A 17,561-nucleotide genomic window follows, 5' to 3' on the forward strand; every position below is an offset into this window, starting at 1 on the left:
CGAGCACCCCGACACACCCCTAACCACCAGCCAGGAGGGTCCAGCTGGCGCCGACGGGTGTGTCGAGCACCCCGACACACCCCTAACCACCAGCCAAGAGGGTCCAGCTGGCGCCGACGGGTGTGTCGAGCACCCCGACACACCCCTAACCACCAGCCAGGAGAACTCGGCTGGCGCTGACGGGCCTGTCGGGACTCCCGTTCCCCACCCGAGCGCCAGCCGAGCAAACGACTCACGCGGATCGACACCGCGAGAGCCGCACCGCGAGAGCCGCACCGCGAGAGCCGCACCGCGACGCGGCCGGCCGGCGGCGGAGGTCAGCGGGTGAGGAGCCGGGCGACGCCGTAGGCGAATCGCTCGTCGAAGGAGAGGTCGTTAAGGGTCGGCAGGGTGCGCCGCAGGGCGGGTCGCTCCCCCACCTGATCGGCGGTGATCGGTCTCGTCGGCAGGGCCTGCTCCTCCTGGACCAGGCCGAGCACGAAGTAGACCAGGTTGAACGCCGTCCAGGCCGCCTCGCGATCCGGGAAACCGCCGTCCAGCAGCGCCGCCACCAGGGCCTCGGCCAGATTCAGCGTGGCGGGCTCGGCCGCGTACGTCCCCGCGACCACGACCGCGCCGTCCCGGTGTGCGAGCAGGGCGGCGCGGTAGCGATGGGCGATCTCGGTCGCGCGGGCGTGCCACTCGGCGGGCAGGCCGTCCAGGGAGGCCCCCGCGACGACGGCGTCGGCCATCAGCTCGTCCAGCCGGGCCTTGGATTTGGCGTGCCACAGGACGGTGTTCATCCGCACGCCGAGTCGCTGGGCGATGGCGCGCAGTGAGACGGCGGCGACGCCCTGCTCGTCGAGGATCTCCAGGGCGACCCGGACCACATCGGCTTGACTCTTGGTCACCGACCTAGCCTACTCTCTTGGTCAGTGACCAAGAACCAGGGCCAAGACCTTTGGGGGTACGCATGAACGACGTCGTCATCGCCGGAGCCGGGCCGACCGGACTGTGGCTCGCCGCGGAACTACGGCTGGGCGGGGCGTCGGTGGTCGTCCTGGAGACGCGGGAGGAACGGGATCCGCACTCCAAGGCGCTCACCGTCCACCCGCGCACGCTGGAGATCCTCGACTGCCGCGGCATGCTCGACGAGTTCCTGGCCGCGGGGTTCCGGATCCCGAACGGTCACTTCGGCGGCCTGCCGGACCGACTGGACTTCTCCGGGCTGGACACGCCGTACCCCTTCACGCTGGCGGTGCTCCAGGCCCGTACGGAGGAATTCCTCGAAGCCCGGGCGAAGCGCCTGGGCGCAACCGTCCGCCGGGGTTGCCGGGTCGCGGCGCTGGGCGACCGGGGCGTCGTCCTGGAGAGCGGCGAGATCGTCCCGGCCCGGTACGTCGTCGGCTGCGACGGCACCCGCAGCACGATCCGGGCGGCCGCGGGCATCGACTTCCCCGGCACGTCCGCGACCACGTGGGGTTCCCTCGGCGACGTGATCCTCGGCGAGCCCCCGCAGGGCGTCGTCACCATCGCCGGTCCGGACGGCGGCCTGATGATCGTGCCCCTGCCCGGCGGCGTGCACCGGATCGTCCTCGGCGACCCCGGCACCGACCGGGCGGAGCAGCCGGGCGAGCTCACGCTCGACGAGCTTCGATCCACGGTACGACGGATCGCCGGCACCGACTACGGCATGCACTCCCCGGAGTGGCTCTCCCGTTTCGGCAACGCGACCCGCCAGGCGGCGGCGTACCGGAAGGGGGACGTGCTGCTGGCCGGCGACGCCGCGCACATGCACTACCCGACCGGCGGCGTGGGCATGAACGTCGGCATCCAGGACGCCCACAACCTGGGCTGGAAGCTCGCCGCGGTGGCGACCGGCCGGGCACCGGGGTCGCTGCTGGACACCTATCACGACGAGCGCCACCCGGTCGGCGCCGACCTGCTGCAGCACACCCGGGCACAGACGGCGCTGATGAACGCGTGGACCCCGGAGGGCCAGGCCCTGCGCGCGGTGATCAGCGGCCTGATCGCCACGGCCCCGGACATGTCCCGCCGACTGGCCGAGCGGCTGTCCGGTCTGGACGTCACGTACCCGGCCGGCCGCCGGGTGCGCGATCAGCAGTTGCCCGGCGGCCGGCTGTTCGAGCTGCTCCGCACCGGTGGGCACGTCGAGACCCCGGAGGGGACGGTACGCCCGGACGGGCATCCGGCGGCCACGGCGGGATGACCGCGGAAGCCGGCCGCGCGCCCGGCGGAGCGGCTTTTCGGGGAGTTCGCCCACCGGGCCGTGGAATGTGCCGTTCCGGATCACCGGCGAAATCCGGGGAAGCGGCCGGAGTTTCCTGTGCTACGGTTGCCGCGTTGCAGTTTTGATTTCCGTAGACGTTTTCGGCGCCTGATGGATTCGTGATCCATCAGGCGCTTTTCGTTTTTCGTGTCGGTTCCGGCGCGGGTGATCAACGCGGCGGCGTGCGAGTCCGCACACTGCGGTCTCCGACAGCCTGCGAGGGAGCAGACATGGTTACTGGCACCGTGAAGTGGTTCAACAGCGACAAGGGTTTCGGCTTCATCGCCCAGGACGGCGGCGGCGCCGACGTCTTCGCCCATTTCTCGGCGATCGCGGCGAGCGGTTTCCGCAGCCTCGAGGAGAACCAGCGGGTGGAGTTCGAGATCACCCAGGGCCAGAAGGGCCTGCAGGCGGAGAACATCCGCCCGCTCTGATCCGCATTCCACCGAACGGTGGCTCGACTGGTTCAGCGGGCCGCCGTTCGGCATTCTCCACTCTATTATTCGTTCCGGTTCATTCTTGTGATGCTCCGTGGCCTACGGCACACCCTCCTGTCGCCGTGCCGTCCGAGGAAGAAGCCACATGACCACGATCCCCACCGCGTTCCTCACTCCACCGGCCACACCGGACCGGAAACCCGAGCTGCAAGCGGCCGACCGCGACGAGAAGGCGATGGCCCGGCTGCGCAACCCCTTCACCGCCATGGCCGACCCGGAAGCCGACCCCAAGAAGCCCTGATCCGGCCCTCCGGAGCGCTCTAGCCGCCCCACCGGCGCCGCTGCGGCCTCATCCTCGCCTCCGGCGCCCTCTTCGACGCCGCGTACGACCCCGCCGAACAACGGCGAACGGATCCGCGGTGAGGTTCCACAGCGGATCCGTTCTACCGGTCTAGCTCGACGTCAGCTCACGTTGAACGCGGTGTTGTCGATGTCGAACGAGGTCGACAGGGACGAGTCCTCGACGCCCGTGAAGGAGATCGCCACGGTCTGGCCGGCGAGGCCGGAGAGGCTGAAGGACTTCAGCGCGTAGGCGGCCTCGTTCAGGTTCGAGTACGTGGCCACGGTGGTCGAGCCCACCTTCACCGTCAGGGTGTCGTACGCCGTCGAGGACGTCGTCTCGTTCGACACGATCTTCAGGTAGAAGCTGAGCGTGGCCGTGGTGCAGCCGGACGGGATGGTCACCGACTGGGTGAGCGTGTCGGTGTGGGTGGAGCCGTACCCGTTCAGCCAGGCGAAGTAGGAACCGGCGTAGGGGATGTTGCTGCCGGAACCGGTGGCGATGACACCCGAGGACGCCGTCCAGGAGACGCCGGAGCCGCTCTCGAAGGTGTTGTTGCCGAGCAGCTGGGCCGCGGTGCAGGTGCCGCTCGTCGGCGACGAGGTCGGGGACGACGTCGGCGAGGAGGTCGGCGCCGAGGTGGTCGCGGTCGGCGAGGTGGTCGACGCGGTGCAGGTCGGGTCGCCGGTCTGGGCCGGGACCGAGACCGCGTTCCAGGCCGCGAGGACCGTGTTGAACTCGGTGCAGCTGTTCGGGTACAGGCTCTTGGCCGCGGTCAGCGTCCAGGTCCGGTACTTCAGGTACGACGAGCTGGAGGTCTTCAGCAGCATCGCGTTGTACATGATGGTGATGGCCTTCTGGATGCCCAGGCCGGTGATGGTGCCGGAGCCGGAGCAGAGGGTGCTGGTCGGCTGCCCGTTGGTCGGGTTGGTGCCCTCGGCCAGCAGGTAGAACCAGTGGTTACCCGGGCCGGCGGCCGCGTGGACCTCGTCCGAGGAGGTGCTGCTGGAGTAGCAGTTGTCGTCACCCAGGGCGGACGGGTTGTACATGTTCCGGATCGCACCGGAGCCGACCAGGTTGACCTCCTCGCCGACCAGGTAGTCCGGCGGGTCGTTCGGGTTGTTGGCGTACGCCTCGGTCGCCGCGCCGAACGTGTCGGCGACGAACTCCTGGGTGTTGCCGTTGGAGATGCCGCCCGGCGTGGTGTCGTCGATGCCGTGGCCGAGCTCGTGGCCGACCACGTCAGCGGAGGAGATCCACTGCGAGGAGGTGTTGTAGCCGATCTGGATCTGGGTGCCGTCGTAGTACGCGTTCTGGTCGGCGAGACCGACGCGGATCGGCCAGGCGCCGCCGGAGCCGTTCTGGGCGTTGCGGCCGAGCCAGTTGGTCAGCATCGCGTTCTGCTGCTGGGCCACGTAGAACGCGTCGACGCAGCCGGTCTCCCGGTTGGTGCCGACGCCGGTGCCCCAGGCGTTGTCCGACCCGCTGTAGGTCGAGTTGCCGGTGGCGTTCTGGCAGGAGAGGCTGGTGACGCTCGGGTCGGTCATGTAGTACGTCGACCCGGTGAGCGTGGTGTTGATCGAGACCGAGCCGTTGATCCAGCCGGTGCCGGTGCCGGTCACGTCGCTGACGTGCTCGTAGGTCTTCAGCACCTCGCCGGTGGCGGCGTCGACGTCGACGGTGAGCCGGCTGACGCCCTCCGCACCGATGCCGTTGACCGTGCTCTCGTACGCGAGCGAGGCCTTGGTGGCGTCCTCGGGTGCGAAGACGACCAGCTTGGTGCCCTCGATGCTCTTGAACGTCTTGAGCTGCGCCTTGGCGATCTTCGCGGCGGCGGCCGCGGTCAGCGTCGGCGTGGTGGACAGCTCACCGATCGGCGCGGACTGCGCGACCGAGGTGTACTTGACCTGCCCGGCGGAGTCGGTCTGGACGACCAGGTCGCCACCGATCACGTCCAGGCCCTTGTAGGTCCGCAGGTAGGGGACGTAGTTCAGCCCCTGCGAGGTGATCACCTTCTGCTGCTTGAAGGCGTCGTGCGAGGAGGCCTTGAGCGCCGCCGGGCGGCTGGCGATCAGGGCGTCGGCCTTCTGGGCGGCCAGCTCACGGGCGGCCGCCGGGTCGAGAGGTTTCGCGGTGGCCGGTGTGGTCACCGCCACCATCGCGGATGCGGCCGCGGTAGCGGACGCCAGCGCGATGGCGAGAGGGATGCGACGTTTCACGCGGGATCTCCATTTCCCTTGCCCAGGGGGTTGGGCGGGTAGGTATGGCCGCGACGCTATTCATCGTCACCCTTCAATAGAATTGGGGAAACCCCTCGCTGGCTGTATAGACATGTATAACTGTGCTGATCTGTTGAGATAAGCCCGAATTCACGCCAGGCGAACCAGCGGGGGTCCTTCCAGGCGGTTCCCGCCTGCTTGCTTCAGGGGTACGGCGAGAGCCTCAGCGGCCGAGAAGACGCGCCGCCGTGGCGTCGCCCATCCGGATCGCCCCGTCCACGTGCTGGAACCCCAGGCCCGCGACGTCGCTCGACACGAAGGTCAGCGGTCCCACATCCTCGTGCAGATGCCGCCCGTAGCGCACCCAGGACCCGATGTCGAAGCTCGTCCCGAAGGCACCCGCGGTCCACTCGTCCGCGGCCCACGGGCTCTCGTGGTACGCGACCGGCTCCAGGGCCCGCTCGCCGTAGTACCCGGCCAGGCTCGCGAGCACCCGCGCCCGGCGCTCGTCCGCGGGAAGGCCCAGGATCTCGTCGGCCTTCTCGTCCGACACGAAGCCGACCAGCGTCCCCCGGGCCTCGCCGAGGTCCTCGTTGGTGTTGTCGTAGGACTCGTGGACCAGCGCGTACGGGCTGAACGCCGTCCCCGAGAGCCCTTCCGAACGCCAGAACGGCGCGTCGTAGGTGACCTGGATCTTCATGACCAGCCCGAACGACTGGTGCTGGCGCATCTGCGTCTGGACCGGCGGGAGCGCGGGCTGGTACCGGATCCGGTTCACCAGCGTCGGCGGCACCGCGACCACCACCCGCGGCGCGGAGTATGCGGCCCGCTCGGTGTGCACGCTGACGTCGTACCCGGAGAAATCGATGAGAGTGACCGGCTCGCCCAGCTTGACCAGTCCGGGAAGCTTCTCGGCCAGGCGCAGCGGGACCTGCTGCAGGCCGCCCGCGACCCGGCGGTCCAGGATGAAGTCGGCATCGACCAGGTGGCTGAAACCGCCGGCGCTGGCCGCCATCAGCACCGCGGAGAGCGCGGAGAAGGCGTGCGCGGGCTTGGTCAGCATGGCCGGGCCGATGTAGAGGCCGATGTTGTCGCGCGCCTCGGCGTCCTCGGTCTGCTCGTCGAGCCAGGCGGCGAACGAGATCCGGTCGAGGCGCTCGGCGTCCGGGTGCTCCCAGGGGCGCAGCGGGTCCATCAGGCCGGCGAGACGGTCGAGCTCCTTGGTGAGGCGCTCCATCTCCGCGGCGGTCGCGTCCGGGACCGGGAACTGCTCGCCGCGGAACGTCCGGCGGACCCCGTCGCGGCCGATGTAGATCGAGTCACCCGCGCGGTGCCGCGCGTAGGTGTCCAGGCCCAGTTCGTCGATCAGGCCGAGCAGGGCGGTCTGGTCCGGCGAGACCCACTGGCCGCCGACCTCGAGCCGCACGCCGTCGACGGTGTCGGTCCAGAGCCGGCCGCCGACCCGGTCCCGCGCCTCCAGGACCAGGACCCGGCGGCCCGCCTCGTGCAGGCGGACCGCCGTGGTCAGGCCGGTGACACCGGCGCCGATCACCAGAACGTCGAAGTCACTCACGGTAAACCTTCCGGAATAGCTGGTTGCTGCTGCGTGATGCAGTGGATGCCGCCACCGCGGGCGAAGAGCGCGCGGGCGTCGACCCCGGTCACCGTGCGACCCGGGTAGGCCGCGCTCAGGATCTCCAGGGCCTCCGCGTCGCGTTGATCATCGAAGACGCAGGCTACGACACCGCTGTTACAGACCAGGTGGTTGACGTAGCTGTGGTCGACCGGGCCCGACTCGTCCTCCAGGCCGGCCGGCGCGGGCAGATCGACGACGGTCCACGCGGCCGGCAGCGCGGCCCGGAACTCCGCGGTCAGCGCGTGGTCCGGGTGGGCCGGATCGGTCTGGACGTGCAGCAGTACGGTGCCGGGCGCGGGCATGGTGGCCACGATGTCGACGTGCCCGCGGGTGCCGAACTCGCCGTAGTCCCGGGTCAGGCCGCGCGGCATCCAGACCACGTCGCGGACGCCGAGCGTACGGCGCAATTCGGTTTCGACCTCTTCCCTGGTCCATCCGGGGTTGCGGCCCGGGTCCAGCTGGACGGTCTCGGTGACCAGCACGGTGCCGGCGCCGTCGACGTGGATGCCGCCGCCCTCGTTGACCATCGACGAGTCGACCAGGGTGGCGCCGGCCCACGCCGCGACCTGCCGGGCGATCCGGGCGTCCTTCTCCCAGCGGGCCCAGCTCTGCGCGCCCCAGCCGTTGAACGTCCAGTCGACCGCGCCGAGCCCCTCGGGACCGACCACGAACGTCGGGCCGGCGTCGCGCATCCACGCGTCGTCCAGGGGCATCTCGAAGAGCTCGATCTCGCTGCTCAGCCACTGGCGGGCGGCGGCCATGCCGGCCGGGTCGACGACCATCCTGACCGGCTCGAACCGCAGGATCGCGTGCGCCACCGACGACCAGGCGGTACGGGCCTCGTCGGCCTCCGCCTCGGTGTCACCGAGCGTGTACCCCGACGACGGCCAGGCCATCCAGGTGCAGGTGTGCGGGTCACCCTCCGCGGGCATCCTCCAGTTCACGCCAGCCCCCGGTACGTGTCGGGGCGGCGGGTACGCAGGAACGGGAAGAGCGCCAGCCAGTCCCTGCGCTGATCGAGGTCGATATCGGCGACGAGCACCGCCTCCTCGTCACGCGGCGCGGCGGCCAGGACCCGGCCGTAGGGGTCGGCGATGAACGACGAGCCGTAGAACCGGATCCGGCCCTCGTCGCCGGTCCGGTTCGGGACCACCACGAAGAGGCCGTTGGCGATGGCGTGGCCGACGATGACCTGCCGCCACAGTGGCTCGGTGTCGAAGTCGGGGTGGTCCGGCTCGGAGCCGATCGCGGTGGGGTAGACGAGCAGGTCGGCGCCGCCGAGCGCGTACAGGCGGGCGACCTCGGGGAACCACTCGTCCCAGCAGGTCGGCATCCCCAGTGCAAGATCAAGACCAGGAGCCCGGTGTACGGGATACGCGTCACCCGCCGGCCCGGGGCGGAAGTACCTGTCCTCAACGTAACCCTCGGTGACCGGAATGTGGGTCTTCCGGGTCCGCCCGACGACGGCGCCCTCGGGGTCGACCAGGATCGCGGTGTTGAAGCCGAGCCCGTCGCCCTGCTCGTTCCTCTCGTAGAGCGACGCGTGCACCAGGATGCCGTGCCTCCGGGCCGCCTCGGCGGCGAACGCGACGGTCGGCCCGGTCGGCAGGTCCTCGGCGAGATCGGACGCGACACCCGCCGGCTCCTCGAACGCCGGGTACTTCGAGAGGGTCAGCTCGGGCAGGAAGACGATCTGCGCGCCCTCCCCCGCGGCGGTGGCGATCCCCTCGGACAGCGCGGCGCGCAGCGCACCGGCGTCCTCGCGCCAGTGGTGCTGCACCGCGCCGACGCGCAGGGTCGGCCGGGTGGGTTCGTCGACGCGGGCGGGCGAGCCGAGCGCCGCCGACCGGATCAGTTCCATCTTCGTCCTCGTGTCCTAAACGAATGGCGTTCGTTTTAGTATGGTGACGCAGGCAGCCCGAGGCAAGAGGAGATCCGATGGGACGACCGGCGACGCCGAAGCTCTCGGTGGAGAAGATCGCCACCGCCGCGCTCGCCCTGGTGGACGCGACCGGCGAGTTCACCATCGGCCAGGTCGCCGCCGCCCTGACCGTCCGGCCGTCGTCGATCTACAACCACCTGGCCGGCAAGGTGGAGATCATCGAGGCGATGCGCACCCAGGTCTTCGCCTCTCACGCGGCGTGGGTCGCCCCCGGACCGGACTGGGCGGAGACGCTCCGGGAGCTGCTGCGGGCCTACCGGGACGCGTTCGCCCGGCACCCCCGGTTGATCCCGCTGCTCACCGCGCACACCGTCTCCTCCCCCGACGTCGTGCACCTGTACGACGACTTCGCCACCGTGCTCAGCGACGCCGGGGTGCCGACGGACGAACTGCTCGATGTGATCACCGTGCTGGACAGCTTCGTGATCGGGTCCGCGCTCGACATCGCCGCACCCGACCAGGTCTGGGACCCGACCCACGCGCGTACGCCGGAGCTCGTCGCCGCCATCGACGCCGCCGGCCAGGGACGCACCCGGGCCGATCGCGCGTTCGAGCTGGGCCTGGACCTGCTGCTCGGCTCGCTGACCGCCCGGTTCAGCCCGGCGGAGGCCGGCCCCCGGCGGCCGGCGGAGGCCGGCCCCCGGCGCGACGCTCGGCTCAGTCCAGCGTCAGCTCGTCACCCAGCGTGATGACGCCGGGCGTGAGCACGTCGGCGTAGACGCCGAACGGGATGCTCCTGTTCGCGGCGCCCCGGTACGCGGTGATCAGGCGCAGCGTCGTGAGGTCGTTGCCGCCGCTCTCCGGGTTCCGGTTCGTCGCGGCGCAGCGCGGCACCGCCCCGCCGACCCGGACCGTCACCGCGCCGATCCGCAGGTCCCGACCGTTCCAGGTGTCCTCGGCGTGCGCGCCCGCACCGTCGAATTCGATCGACATCCGGAACCGGCGGGCGTCCACCCCGTCCAGCCCCGAACGCTCGGCCAACTCCCGCGTCGAGGCGTCGCCGAGCAGGGTCAGCGCGTGCTCGTCGCGCCCGCCGTTCGGCTCGTCGGCCCGGATCAGCCGGACCGGTCGCCCGGCCAGCCCGGTGAAGAGCGCCGCCCACTGCCCCACGACCTCGCGCCCGGCGACCTTGTGATGGCCGTAGAAGTCGGCGATCACCGGTTCACCCAGCTCGACCTTCTTCTTCTCACCGGCGATCGCCAGCGTCTCGGCGTCCGGGTCGTAGGTCGCGGTCAGCCCCAGCCAGGCACCGGTCCGGGTCGCGGAGATCAGCTTGTCCCGGTCGTCCACCAGGAAGAACTGCCGGTCACCCCGGATACCGGTCCCGGTGACCTCGACCCGCTCCGGATGGCTCGCCCGCACTCCCTTGACCGGCAGGATCGTGAGCCGGGTGACCTTCACGTCCGCTCAGTCCTTGATCGGACGGCCGGAACCGCCGCTCGCCGGACGGCGGTAGACCTCGTGCAGTTCGTCGTCGACGACCGTGCGCACCCCGGCGAGCGCCATGGTGAGCAGCAGCCGGAGCTTGTCGCAGGTGTGACAGGCCGGCCGGTCGCACTCGACCTCGTGCACGACGGCCAGACCGACCAGGCCCTGCGCGATGGTGGCCGAGATGTAGGCGCGCTGCGCCCACGGCGGGCGGTCGGCGATCGGGTCACGCCAGCGCTCGACGTCGTAATCGGTCACGCCGTAACGCTCGGCGACCTCGCTGACCTGCCTCAGCGCAGCCGAGACGTCCGCTTCCGACACCTGCCGCCCCCTCGGTAGTCGCTATGACCGTTGCTTTCCCCGCAGCCTACCGGACCGTCCCGGTAATCGACTCGAGTCGATCATGCGAGCTCTCCATGGCCGCCCGCCGCCGGACGCCCGCTCCCCCGGCTGCACAATCATCGGGGAGGCAACCCTCACGATCGTTCAGGAGGCACGCGTGAACTCGGATCTGTCGGTTTCCGTCGAGGACGGTGTCGCGCTGCTGGAGATGCGACGGCCGCCCGCCAACCACTTCGACGAGGCGCTGATCGGCCGGATCGTGACCGCCGCCCGCGAGCTCGACGAGTCCCCCGCCTGCCGGGTGATCGTGCTGGCCTCGCAGGGCAAGCACTTCTGCGCCGGCGCCGACTTCGGCAGCGGCGAGTTCGCGAGCGACCACGTCACCGCGGCCGAGCGCCTCTACCGCCGGGCGGCGGAGCTGTTCGACCTGCGGACGCCGATCGTCGCCGCCGTGCAGGGCACCGCCGTCGGCGGCGGGCTCGGCCTGGCCTGCGCCGCCGACTTCCGGATCGCCGAGCCCTCCACCCGCTTCGCGGCGAACTTCGCCCGGCTCGGCTTCCACCAGGGCTTCGCGCTCAGCGTCACCCTGCCGGACCTGGTCGGCCGCCGGTTCGCCACCGACATGATGCTCACCGGCCGCCGCGTCACCGGCGAGGAGGCGTTCCGTATCGGCCTCGCCGACCGCCTCGCCACCCCGGGCACGCTGCGCTCGACGGCGTTCGCCCTGGCCCACGAGATCGCCGCGTCCGCCCCGCTCGCGGTCCGCTCGATCCGCGCCACGCTCCGCGGCGACCTGGCCGCCCGGGTCCGCCAGGCCCTCGACCACGAGCTGGCCGAGCAGATCGTCCTCTGGTCGACGAAGGACAGCGCCGAGGGCATCGCCGCCAGCCTGGAGCGCCGCCCACCCGTCTTCCGCGGCGAGTGACGAGGCGTTGAAGAACGACGGAGGGCGGCCGCTTGACGACCGCCCTCCGTCGCAGGCTCGGGCCGGCGTGTCAGACCGTCAGACGCCGATGTTCGACTGCGGGCCGGCGTACGTGGCCAGCAGCGCCGGGACGTCGGCCGCCGCGTCCAGGGTGTACGAGTAGAAGCTGCTCGGGGTGAAGGCCGAGCCGGAGGTGGTCTGCTGGCCGGTGCAGTTGACCAGGATGCTGCCGGACTGCTTCAGCTGGGCCGTCGAGTCCGGGTAGAACGGGTCCTTCACCGCGCTGAAGTAGCTGTTCTCCAGGACCATCTTGGTCGAGCCGCGCGAATAGTTGCCGTACCCGGTGATGTTCTGCAGGTAGTTGTTGTAGAGGTGGGCGTAGGCGACGTTGTCGGTGCTCGGGTTCCGCTGGTCGTTGTCGCGCAGCCAGTTGTGGTGGATGGTCATCCGGGCGGTGACGTTGTCGGTCCAGCCGATCCCGAAGGCCTTGTGGTCCTCGGCCAGGATGTTCCAGGACACCGTGAGGTACGTGGTGTCCTTGCGGGAGTCGATCAGCCCGTCGTTCATCCGCTCGATGGTGTTGTGGTCGATCCAGACGTGGTCGGCGGTGTCCATCTGGATGCCGTCGTAGTCGTAGACGTCGTCGTCCGGGTCGTCGTCGGTCATCTGGGTGTCGCGGATGGTCAGGTTCCGGATGATCACGTTGGTGACGCCGGTGCCGAGGAAGAAGCCGCCGCCGACGATCTGGCCGCTGGTACCCACCCCGACGACGGTCTTGTTCGAGGTCACCGGGATCTCGGTGCCCTTGGGGCTGATGGTGATCGCGGCGGCCACCTTGATCACGTAGGAGCCCGAGGCGGCCGCGTACTTGGTCAGGTCGGCCTGCGTGGTGACCGTGACCGTGGTGCCACCCGCGCCGCCCGTCGTGCCGCCACCGGTCGAGGCGAACCCGTCGGCCGTGTCGGACCAGGTGCGCCCGGACGCCGCGACGAACGCCCACTGCTTGTTCGTGTTGGCGGTGCACGTCTCCTGGATGATGGCCGTACCGGAGGTGGTCGACGCATTCTGATCGGAGATGCACAGGCCGCTGTTGACGTTGATGATCTGGTAGGTGCCCGACCCCGAGGCCGTCAGCGACCACTGCTGGTTGGTCTGCGAGGAGACGCACGTGTACTGCTGAAGCTGGACGCCCGAGGTGGTCGAGTAGCTCGGCACGTCGATGCACTTACCGCTGTTCACGTTCTTGAGGAGGTAGTAGGAGCCGGAGGCGACCAGGGTGAACTGCTGCCACGTCGAGTTCGCGGTGCAACCCCACTGCTGGAGCAGCACGCTGTTCGCGGTCGACGCCGACGGCACGTCGATGCACATGCCGGACTTGGTCACCTTGAGCTGGTAGGCCACGCCGGTGGAGGGCGCGGCGGAGGCGGCGACCGGCACGCTCAGGAAAGCGGCCAGAAGGAGGAGGACGGCGAAGAGTCTGCGCATGATCATCCCACCGGGTTCCAGGAGTCCGAGCCCGCCAGGTACTTCTGCGGGGTGTAGTTGGCAGCGGTCGCCGCGCTCATCTGCGGCCGGTTGCTGTTCGTGGTCGCGCCCGAGCCGGTGTTGGCGTACTCGAAGAAGCGCGCGTTCTCCCAGCTGTTGTCGGACATGTCGATCCACGGCTGGGCGGTGGCGATGGTGGCGCTCAGGCTCGACTCGCGGTACAGGACCTGCGCGTCGGCGCCCCACGGCCGGCCCAGCTGGGTGGTGTTGCTGGTCGCGCCGGTGATCGTGCACTTGTAGAAGAGGAAGCCGTAGGTGGAACCCGCGTCGGTCTTGGCCGCGGTGATCGGGCCGCCGGTGCTGCGCTTCTCGTAGATCGAGGACGCGTTGAAGACCGCGACACCGGAGCCGAAGATGAAGTCGACGGTGCCCTCGACGTACGAGTTCTTGATGTAGTGCCGGTTGTTGTTGACCAGCAGCGTGTCCTGGGCGCCGAGGAAGCGCACGTTGTCGAAGACCGACCGGTCGCCGCTCAGGTTGATCGCGACCGCCTGGCTGCCCTCGCCGTAGTCGTTGGAGAAGGTCAGGTTCGACGCGGCGAAGTCGGCGCCGTTGACGAAGACGGTGGCGCTGCCCGAGGTGCCGTAGCCACCCGCGCTGCTGTGGTTGTTGACGATCACCGTGGAGCTCGCCGCGCTGCCCAGACCCTGGAGCGTGATGTACGGCTTGTCGGCCGGGATGGTGACGATCTCCCGGTACGTCCCGGCCGCGATGGTGATCGTCCGCCGGGTGGTGTTGCCGGACGGGACCGCGTCGATCGCCGCCTGCACGGTGGTGTAGGTCCCGCTGCCGTCCGCGGCGACCACGGCCGCGGCGGCGGAGACGAACGCCCACTGCTTGTTCGTGTTGGCGGTGCACGTCTCCTGGATGATGGCCGTACCGGAAGTGGTCGACGCATTCTGATCGGAGATGCACAGACCGCTGTTCACATTGATGATCTGGTACGTGCCCGACCCCGAGGCCGTCAGCGACCACTGCTGGTTGGTCTGCGAGGAGACGCACGTGTACTGCTGAAGCTGGACGCCCGACGTGGTCGAGTAGCTCGGCACGTCGATGCACTTACCGCTGTTCACGTTCTTGAGGAGGTAGTAGGAGCCGGAGGCGACCAGGGTGAACTGCTGCCACGTCGAGTTCGCGGTGCAACCCCACTGCTGGAGCAGCACACTGTTCGCGGTCGACGCCGACGGCACATCGATGCACAGGCCGGACTTGGTCACCTTCAATTGGTAGGCGACACCGGTGGAGGGGGCGGCGTGGGCGGCCACGGGGATGGCCAGGCACGCGAGGGATAAGAGGAGGACGGAGAGCATTCTGCGGAGCATGGGGATGACTCCTCACCAGACGTACTAACGAAGACCGGTAGTGGCGATGCCTTTCACCAGGTACTTCTGACCGGCGATGAAGAAGCCGATCACCGGAGCGAGGGAGACGAAGGACATGGCGAACATCTCGCCCCACTGGCTCTGTCCCTCGGAGTCCATGAACTGCCGGAGGGCCAGCGGGACCGTGTAGAGCCCGGGATCGGTGAGATAGAGCAACGGCCCGAAGAACTCGTTCCAGACCGAGATGAACGTGAAGATCGCCGTGGTGGCGAAGGCCGGCAGGCAGAGCGGCATGACGACGCTCCAGAACGTACGGAACGGCCCGCACCCGTCGATCCGGGCCGCGTCGTCGAGCTCGTCGGGGAGCGAGCGCATGAACTGGGTCATCAGGAAGATGTAGAAGCCGTTGGTGGCCAGGAAGTGCGGCACCAGCAGCGGGTAGTACGTGTTCAGCCAGCCGAGCCGGTCGAAGAGGACGTACTGCGGCACGACCAGCACGTGGCCGGGCAGCATCAGGGTGCCGAGCATCAGCGCGAAGAAGAGCTTGCGCCCGCGGAACCGCAGACGCGCGAAGGCGTACGCGGCGAGCGAGCAGGAGACGAGGTTGCCGACGATGCTCAGGCTCACGATGATCAGCGAGTTGACCAGGTAGATCTGGAACGGCTCGGGGAGCGCCGTCCAGCCCCGCCCGTAGTTGCCCAGGTCCCAGGCGGCGGGCCAGAGCGACTCGTCGGTGAAGACCCGCTCGCTGGGCTTCAGCGAGCTGGAGATCATCCAGAGCAGCGGGTACATCATGATCACGCCGACGCCGGTGAGCACGACGTACCGCAGGAAGCGTCTAGTTGTCATAGAAGACCCAGAACCGCGCGCCGAGGAAGTTGATCGCGGTGAACCCTGCGATGATCACCAGGAGCAGCCAGGCCATCGAGGACGCGTAGCCCATGTCGAACTCCGCGAACCCCTTCTGGTACAGGTACAGGTTGTAGAAGAGGGTCGCCCCGGCCGGTCCGCCGGAGCCGTTGCTGATCACGTACGCCTGGGTGAAGGTCTGGAACGAGGCGATCAGCGACTGGATCAGGTTGAAGAAGACGATCGGGCTGAGCAGCGGCAGCGTGATCGAGCGGAACTGCCGCCACCGCGAGGCGCCGTCCATCGAGGCCGCCTCGTAGTACATCGCCGGGATCTGCCGGAGTCCGGCCAGGAAGATCACCATGGGCGCGCCGAACGTCCAGACGTGCAGCAGGATCAGCGTGCTCAGCGCGAAGCGGGGATCCGCGGTCCAGGCCGGCCCCTGGATGCCGATCATCGCGAGGAGGTCGTTGACGGTGCCCTGGTAGCCGAAGAGGTAGCGCCAGAGCATCACGATCGCCACGCTGCCGCCGAGCAGCGACGGCAGGTAGTAGACGCTGCGGTAGATCGCCAGCCCGCGGACGCCCTTGTCGAGGACCATCGCGACGCCGAGCGCGACGGCCAGCGAGAGCGGCACCGACACCACCGTGTAGACCACGGTGACCTGCAGCGACTGGTGCAGCTTCGCGTCGCCGAGCATGGTCCGGAAGTTGCCGAGCCCGGCCCAGCGCGGCGGGGTGAGCAGGTCGTAGTCGGTGAAGGCGAGGTAGAGCGACGCGAAGAACGGCACGATCGTGAAGGCCATCCCGCCGAACCACGGCAGCAGGAAGAGATAGCCGGCACGATCTCCCCGGCGGGCCACCGCCGTCACGCGTCCACCGCTTTGCGGGCCTCGGTGATGAACCGTGTACCCGCCTCGGCCGGGGTGCTGCGGCCGAACTCCACCTCGGTGCTGATCGTCTTGAGGATGTCGGTGAGTTTGCTGGCGCCGACCGGGTACGGGTACGACGCCGGGATCTTCTCGCCCTGGAGCGCGGTCAGGAACTCGCTGGACCGCTGGTTGTCCGGTTCCAGCGACGGCTGGATTGCCGCCGCGACGGTCTTGTTCGCCGGTACGCCCCGGGTCGCACCGGCCAGTTTCGCCGCCGCCTGGTCGTTGATCACGAAGTTCAGCAGCGCGAGGGCCTCCTTCGGGTGCTTCGAGGTGGCCGCGATCGACCAGAGCGCCGGGGTGTCCACCGAGGCGCCGCGCCGCTCGCCCTGCGTCTCGCCGGGGATGCGCAGCAGTTGCAGGTCGCCGCCGCACGCCGCGTTGTAGCTGATCAGGTTGTTGGTCGGGATGATCTGCGAGGCGATCGACTTCTTGGCCAGGTAGGACTGCGCGGCCGAGGCGCCGTTGTTCTGGTCGATGAATCCGGCGGGCGGAAAGGCTTTCCGGGTACGCAGGTCCCGCGTCAGCTGGAACCAGGAGGTGACCGTCGCCGCGGTCGCGCCGAGCCGCCCGTCGGTGGTGAAGAAGTCCTCGCCGCGCTGGCGGGCGAAGACCAGCAGGTTCGCCACGGTCCACGGCTCGAAGTTGGAGCCGTACACCTTGCCGCCGCTGGCCGTGGTGATCGCCTGGGCGAACGCCCCGTACTCGTCCCAGCTCCACGTGTCGCCGTCCGGGATGGTCACCCCGTACTGATCGGTCAGCGTCTTGTCGACGACGAAGCCGATCGTGTTCAGCCCGGACGGGACCCCGAACGTCTGCTGCCCGACCTGCCCGAGCGCGGCGCTCGCCGGGGTCAGCGCGGTCAGGTCGAGGGCGTCGGCGTGCGGGGCGAGGTCGAGCAGGGTGCCGCGGTCGGCGTACTCGCGGAGACTGTCGAACCGCATCGCCATCAGGTCCGGCGGGTCACCGGCGGCGAAGCGGGCGGCGAGTTTGTCCTTGTACGGGCTGCTGTCCTGGTACTCGGTCGTGACGCGTACCCCGGAATTCGCCTTTTCGAAGAGATCGAAGGCCTGCTGTGTCAGCTGGGCGCGCTGCGCGTCACCCCACCAGGCGACGCTGAGCGTGATCCGGCCGTCGTCGTCTTCCCCGCCGCCGAAGCCGCGGCCGCAGGCGGGCAGGACGGTCGCGGCGCCGGCGAGCCCGGCGAGTTGCAGCAGGCGACGGCGACCGAGGCCGGCGTCATGGTCCACGGGTCTCACGGGAGTCCTTCCATCCGGCGTCCGCGTTTGTTTCAGTGTTTTATCTATCGAATGACGTCCATGTCAACGGCTCCCCGGTAGTTTGTTTCAGAGATTGACGTAACTGCCTTCGCGGCG

17 protein-coding genes are annotated in these 17,561 nt (G+C 69.4%); 5 read left to right on the forward strand and 12 right to left on the reverse strand.

Annotation, left to right across the window (positions count from 1 at the left end; genetic code table 11):
- Positions 1-317: 317 nt before the first annotated feature.
- Positions 318-890, reverse strand: coding sequence for a TetR/AcrR family transcriptional regulator C-terminal domain-containing protein (locus AB0M08_RS36725; RefSeq protein WP_364503942.1), 573 nt, complete (start codon positions 888-890; stop codon positions 318-320).
- Positions 891-952: 62 nt separating this feature from the next.
- Between AB0M08_RS36725 and AB0M08_RS36730 the strand changes: the two genes are divergently transcribed.
- The 3 genes from AB0M08_RS36730 to AB0M08_RS36740 all read left to right on the forward strand — a co-directional run bounded on the left by AB0M08_RS36730 (position 953) and on the right by AB0M08_RS36740 (position 3,007).
- On the forward strand, positions 953-2,209 hold the full coding sequence (locus AB0M08_RS36730) for an FAD-dependent monooxygenase (protein WP_364503945.1): 1,257 nt from the start codon (positions 953-955) through the stop codon (positions 2,207-2,209).
- A gap of 290 nt (positions 2,210-2,499) precedes the next feature.
- Positions 2,500-2,703, forward strand: a complete 204-nt coding sequence (locus AB0M08_RS36735; protein WP_364503948.1) for a cold-shock protein — start codon at positions 2,500-2,502, stop codon at positions 2,701-2,703.
- 148 nt (positions 2,704-2,851) lie between these two features.
- Entirely contained in the window at positions 2,852-3,007 is a 156-nt protein-coding gene (locus tag AB0M08_RS36740; protein ID WP_364503951.1) for a hypothetical protein, read from the forward strand.
- Between the two features lie 161 nt (positions 3,008-3,168).
- On the opposite strand, the gene AB0M08_RS36745 is transcribed toward AB0M08_RS36740, so the two are convergent.
- The 4 genes from AB0M08_RS36745 to AB0M08_RS36760 all read right to left on the reverse strand — a co-directional run bounded on the left by AB0M08_RS36745 (position 3,169) and on the right by AB0M08_RS36760 (position 8,762).
- Positions 3,169-5,205, reverse strand: coding sequence for a M4 family metallopeptidase (locus AB0M08_RS36745; protein ID WP_364504080.1), 2,037 nt, complete (start codon positions 5,203-5,205; stop codon positions 3,169-3,171).
- A 283-nt stretch (positions 5,206-5,488) separates the two neighbouring features.
- Positions 5,489-6,838 (reverse strand): NAD(P)/FAD-dependent oxidoreductase, encoded by a 1,350-nt coding sequence (locus tag AB0M08_RS36750; RefSeq protein WP_364503954.1) that lies wholly within the window; start codon positions 6,836-6,838, stop codon positions 5,489-5,491.
- Positions 6,835-7,833 (reverse strand): agmatine deiminase family protein, encoded by a 999-nt coding sequence (locus tag AB0M08_RS36755; protein ID WP_364503957.1) that lies wholly within the window; start codon positions 7,831-7,833, stop codon positions 6,835-6,837. The genes AB0M08_RS36750 and AB0M08_RS36755 overlap by 4 nt, the downstream gene beginning before the upstream one ends.
- Before the next feature lie 8 nt (positions 7,834-7,841).
- Complete coding sequence (locus tag AB0M08_RS36760) at positions 7,842-8,762, reverse strand: nitrilase-related carbon-nitrogen hydrolase (RefSeq protein ID WP_364503959.1); 921 nt, start codon at positions 8,760-8,762, stop codon at positions 7,842-7,844.
- A 77-nt stretch (positions 8,763-8,839) separates the two neighbouring features.
- On the opposite strand from AB0M08_RS36760, the gene AB0M08_RS36765 reads away from it, so the two are divergent.
- The gene (locus AB0M08_RS36765) at positions 8,840-9,532 is read left to right on the forward strand and encodes a TetR/AcrR family transcriptional regulator C-terminal domain-containing protein (protein WP_364503961.1); all 693 of its coding nucleotides are present in this window, start codon (positions 8,840-8,842) and stop codon (positions 9,530-9,532) included.
- Here the strand turns inward: AB0M08_RS36765 and AB0M08_RS36770 are convergent.
- Both AB0M08_RS36770 and AB0M08_RS36775 read right to left on the reverse strand, forming a co-directional pair.
- Positions 9,501-10,244 carry an MOSC domain-containing protein gene (locus AB0M08_RS36770; RefSeq protein ID WP_364503963.1) on the reverse strand — a complete coding sequence of 248 codons (744 nt, stop codon included), beginning with the start codon at positions 10,242-10,244 and terminating at the stop codon, positions 9,501-9,503. The two genes, AB0M08_RS36765 and AB0M08_RS36770, sit on opposite strands and share 32 nt — an antisense overlap.
- A 6-nt stretch (positions 10,245-10,250) precedes the next feature.
- Positions 10,251-10,592 (reverse strand): hypothetical protein, encoded by a 342-nt coding sequence (locus AB0M08_RS36775; protein WP_364503965.1) that lies wholly within the window; start codon positions 10,590-10,592, stop codon positions 10,251-10,253.
- Between the two features lie 178 nt (positions 10,593-10,770).
- Between AB0M08_RS36775 and AB0M08_RS36780 the strand changes: the two genes are divergently transcribed.
- A complete protein-coding gene (locus tag AB0M08_RS36780) occupies positions 10,771-11,538 on the forward strand; it encodes an enoyl-CoA hydratase/isomerase family protein (protein ID WP_364503967.1) in 768 nt (255 codons plus the stop codon).
- A 78-nt stretch (positions 11,539-11,616) separates the two neighbouring features.
- Here AB0M08_RS36780 and AB0M08_RS36785 read toward each other — a convergent pair whose 3' ends face one another.
- From AB0M08_RS36785 to AB0M08_RS36805, 5 genes are read right to left on the reverse strand one after another with little or no spacing between them, the layout of a single operon-like run.
- Complete coding sequence (locus AB0M08_RS36785; RefSeq protein ID WP_364503970.1) at positions 11,617-13,023, reverse strand: RICIN domain-containing protein; 1,407 nt, start codon at positions 13,021-13,023, stop codon at positions 11,617-11,619.
- A 2-nt stretch (positions 13,024-13,025) separates the two neighbouring features.
- Positions 13,026-14,405 carry a pectinesterase family protein gene (locus AB0M08_RS36790; RefSeq protein WP_364503973.1) on the reverse strand — a complete coding sequence of 460 codons (1,380 nt, stop codon included), beginning with the start codon at positions 14,403-14,405 and terminating at the stop codon, positions 13,026-13,028.
- Between the two features lie 24 nt (positions 14,406-14,429).
- Positions 14,430-15,254, reverse strand: a complete 825-nt coding sequence (locus AB0M08_RS36795; RefSeq protein WP_364503976.1) for a carbohydrate ABC transporter permease — start codon at positions 15,252-15,254, stop codon at positions 14,430-14,432.
- Positions 15,244-16,125: a sugar ABC transporter permease gene (locus AB0M08_RS36800; RefSeq protein ID WP_364503979.1), complete on the reverse strand. Its 882-nt coding sequence runs from the start codon at positions 16,123-16,125 to the stop codon at positions 15,244-15,246. The genes AB0M08_RS36795 and AB0M08_RS36800 overlap by 11 nt, the downstream gene beginning before the upstream one ends.
- Positions 16,122-17,435, reverse strand: a complete 1,314-nt coding sequence (locus AB0M08_RS36805; RefSeq protein WP_364503982.1) for an extracellular solute-binding protein — start codon at positions 17,433-17,435, stop codon at positions 16,122-16,124. The genes AB0M08_RS36800 and AB0M08_RS36805 overlap by 4 nt, the downstream gene beginning before the upstream one ends.
- Positions 17,436-17,561: the final 126 nt, after the last annotated feature.

The organism is Actinoplanes sp. NPDC051851 (assembly GCF_040681165.1).
Classification (GTDB): domain Bacteria; phylum Actinomycetota; class Actinomycetes; order Mycobacteriales; family Micromonosporaceae; genus Actinoplanes.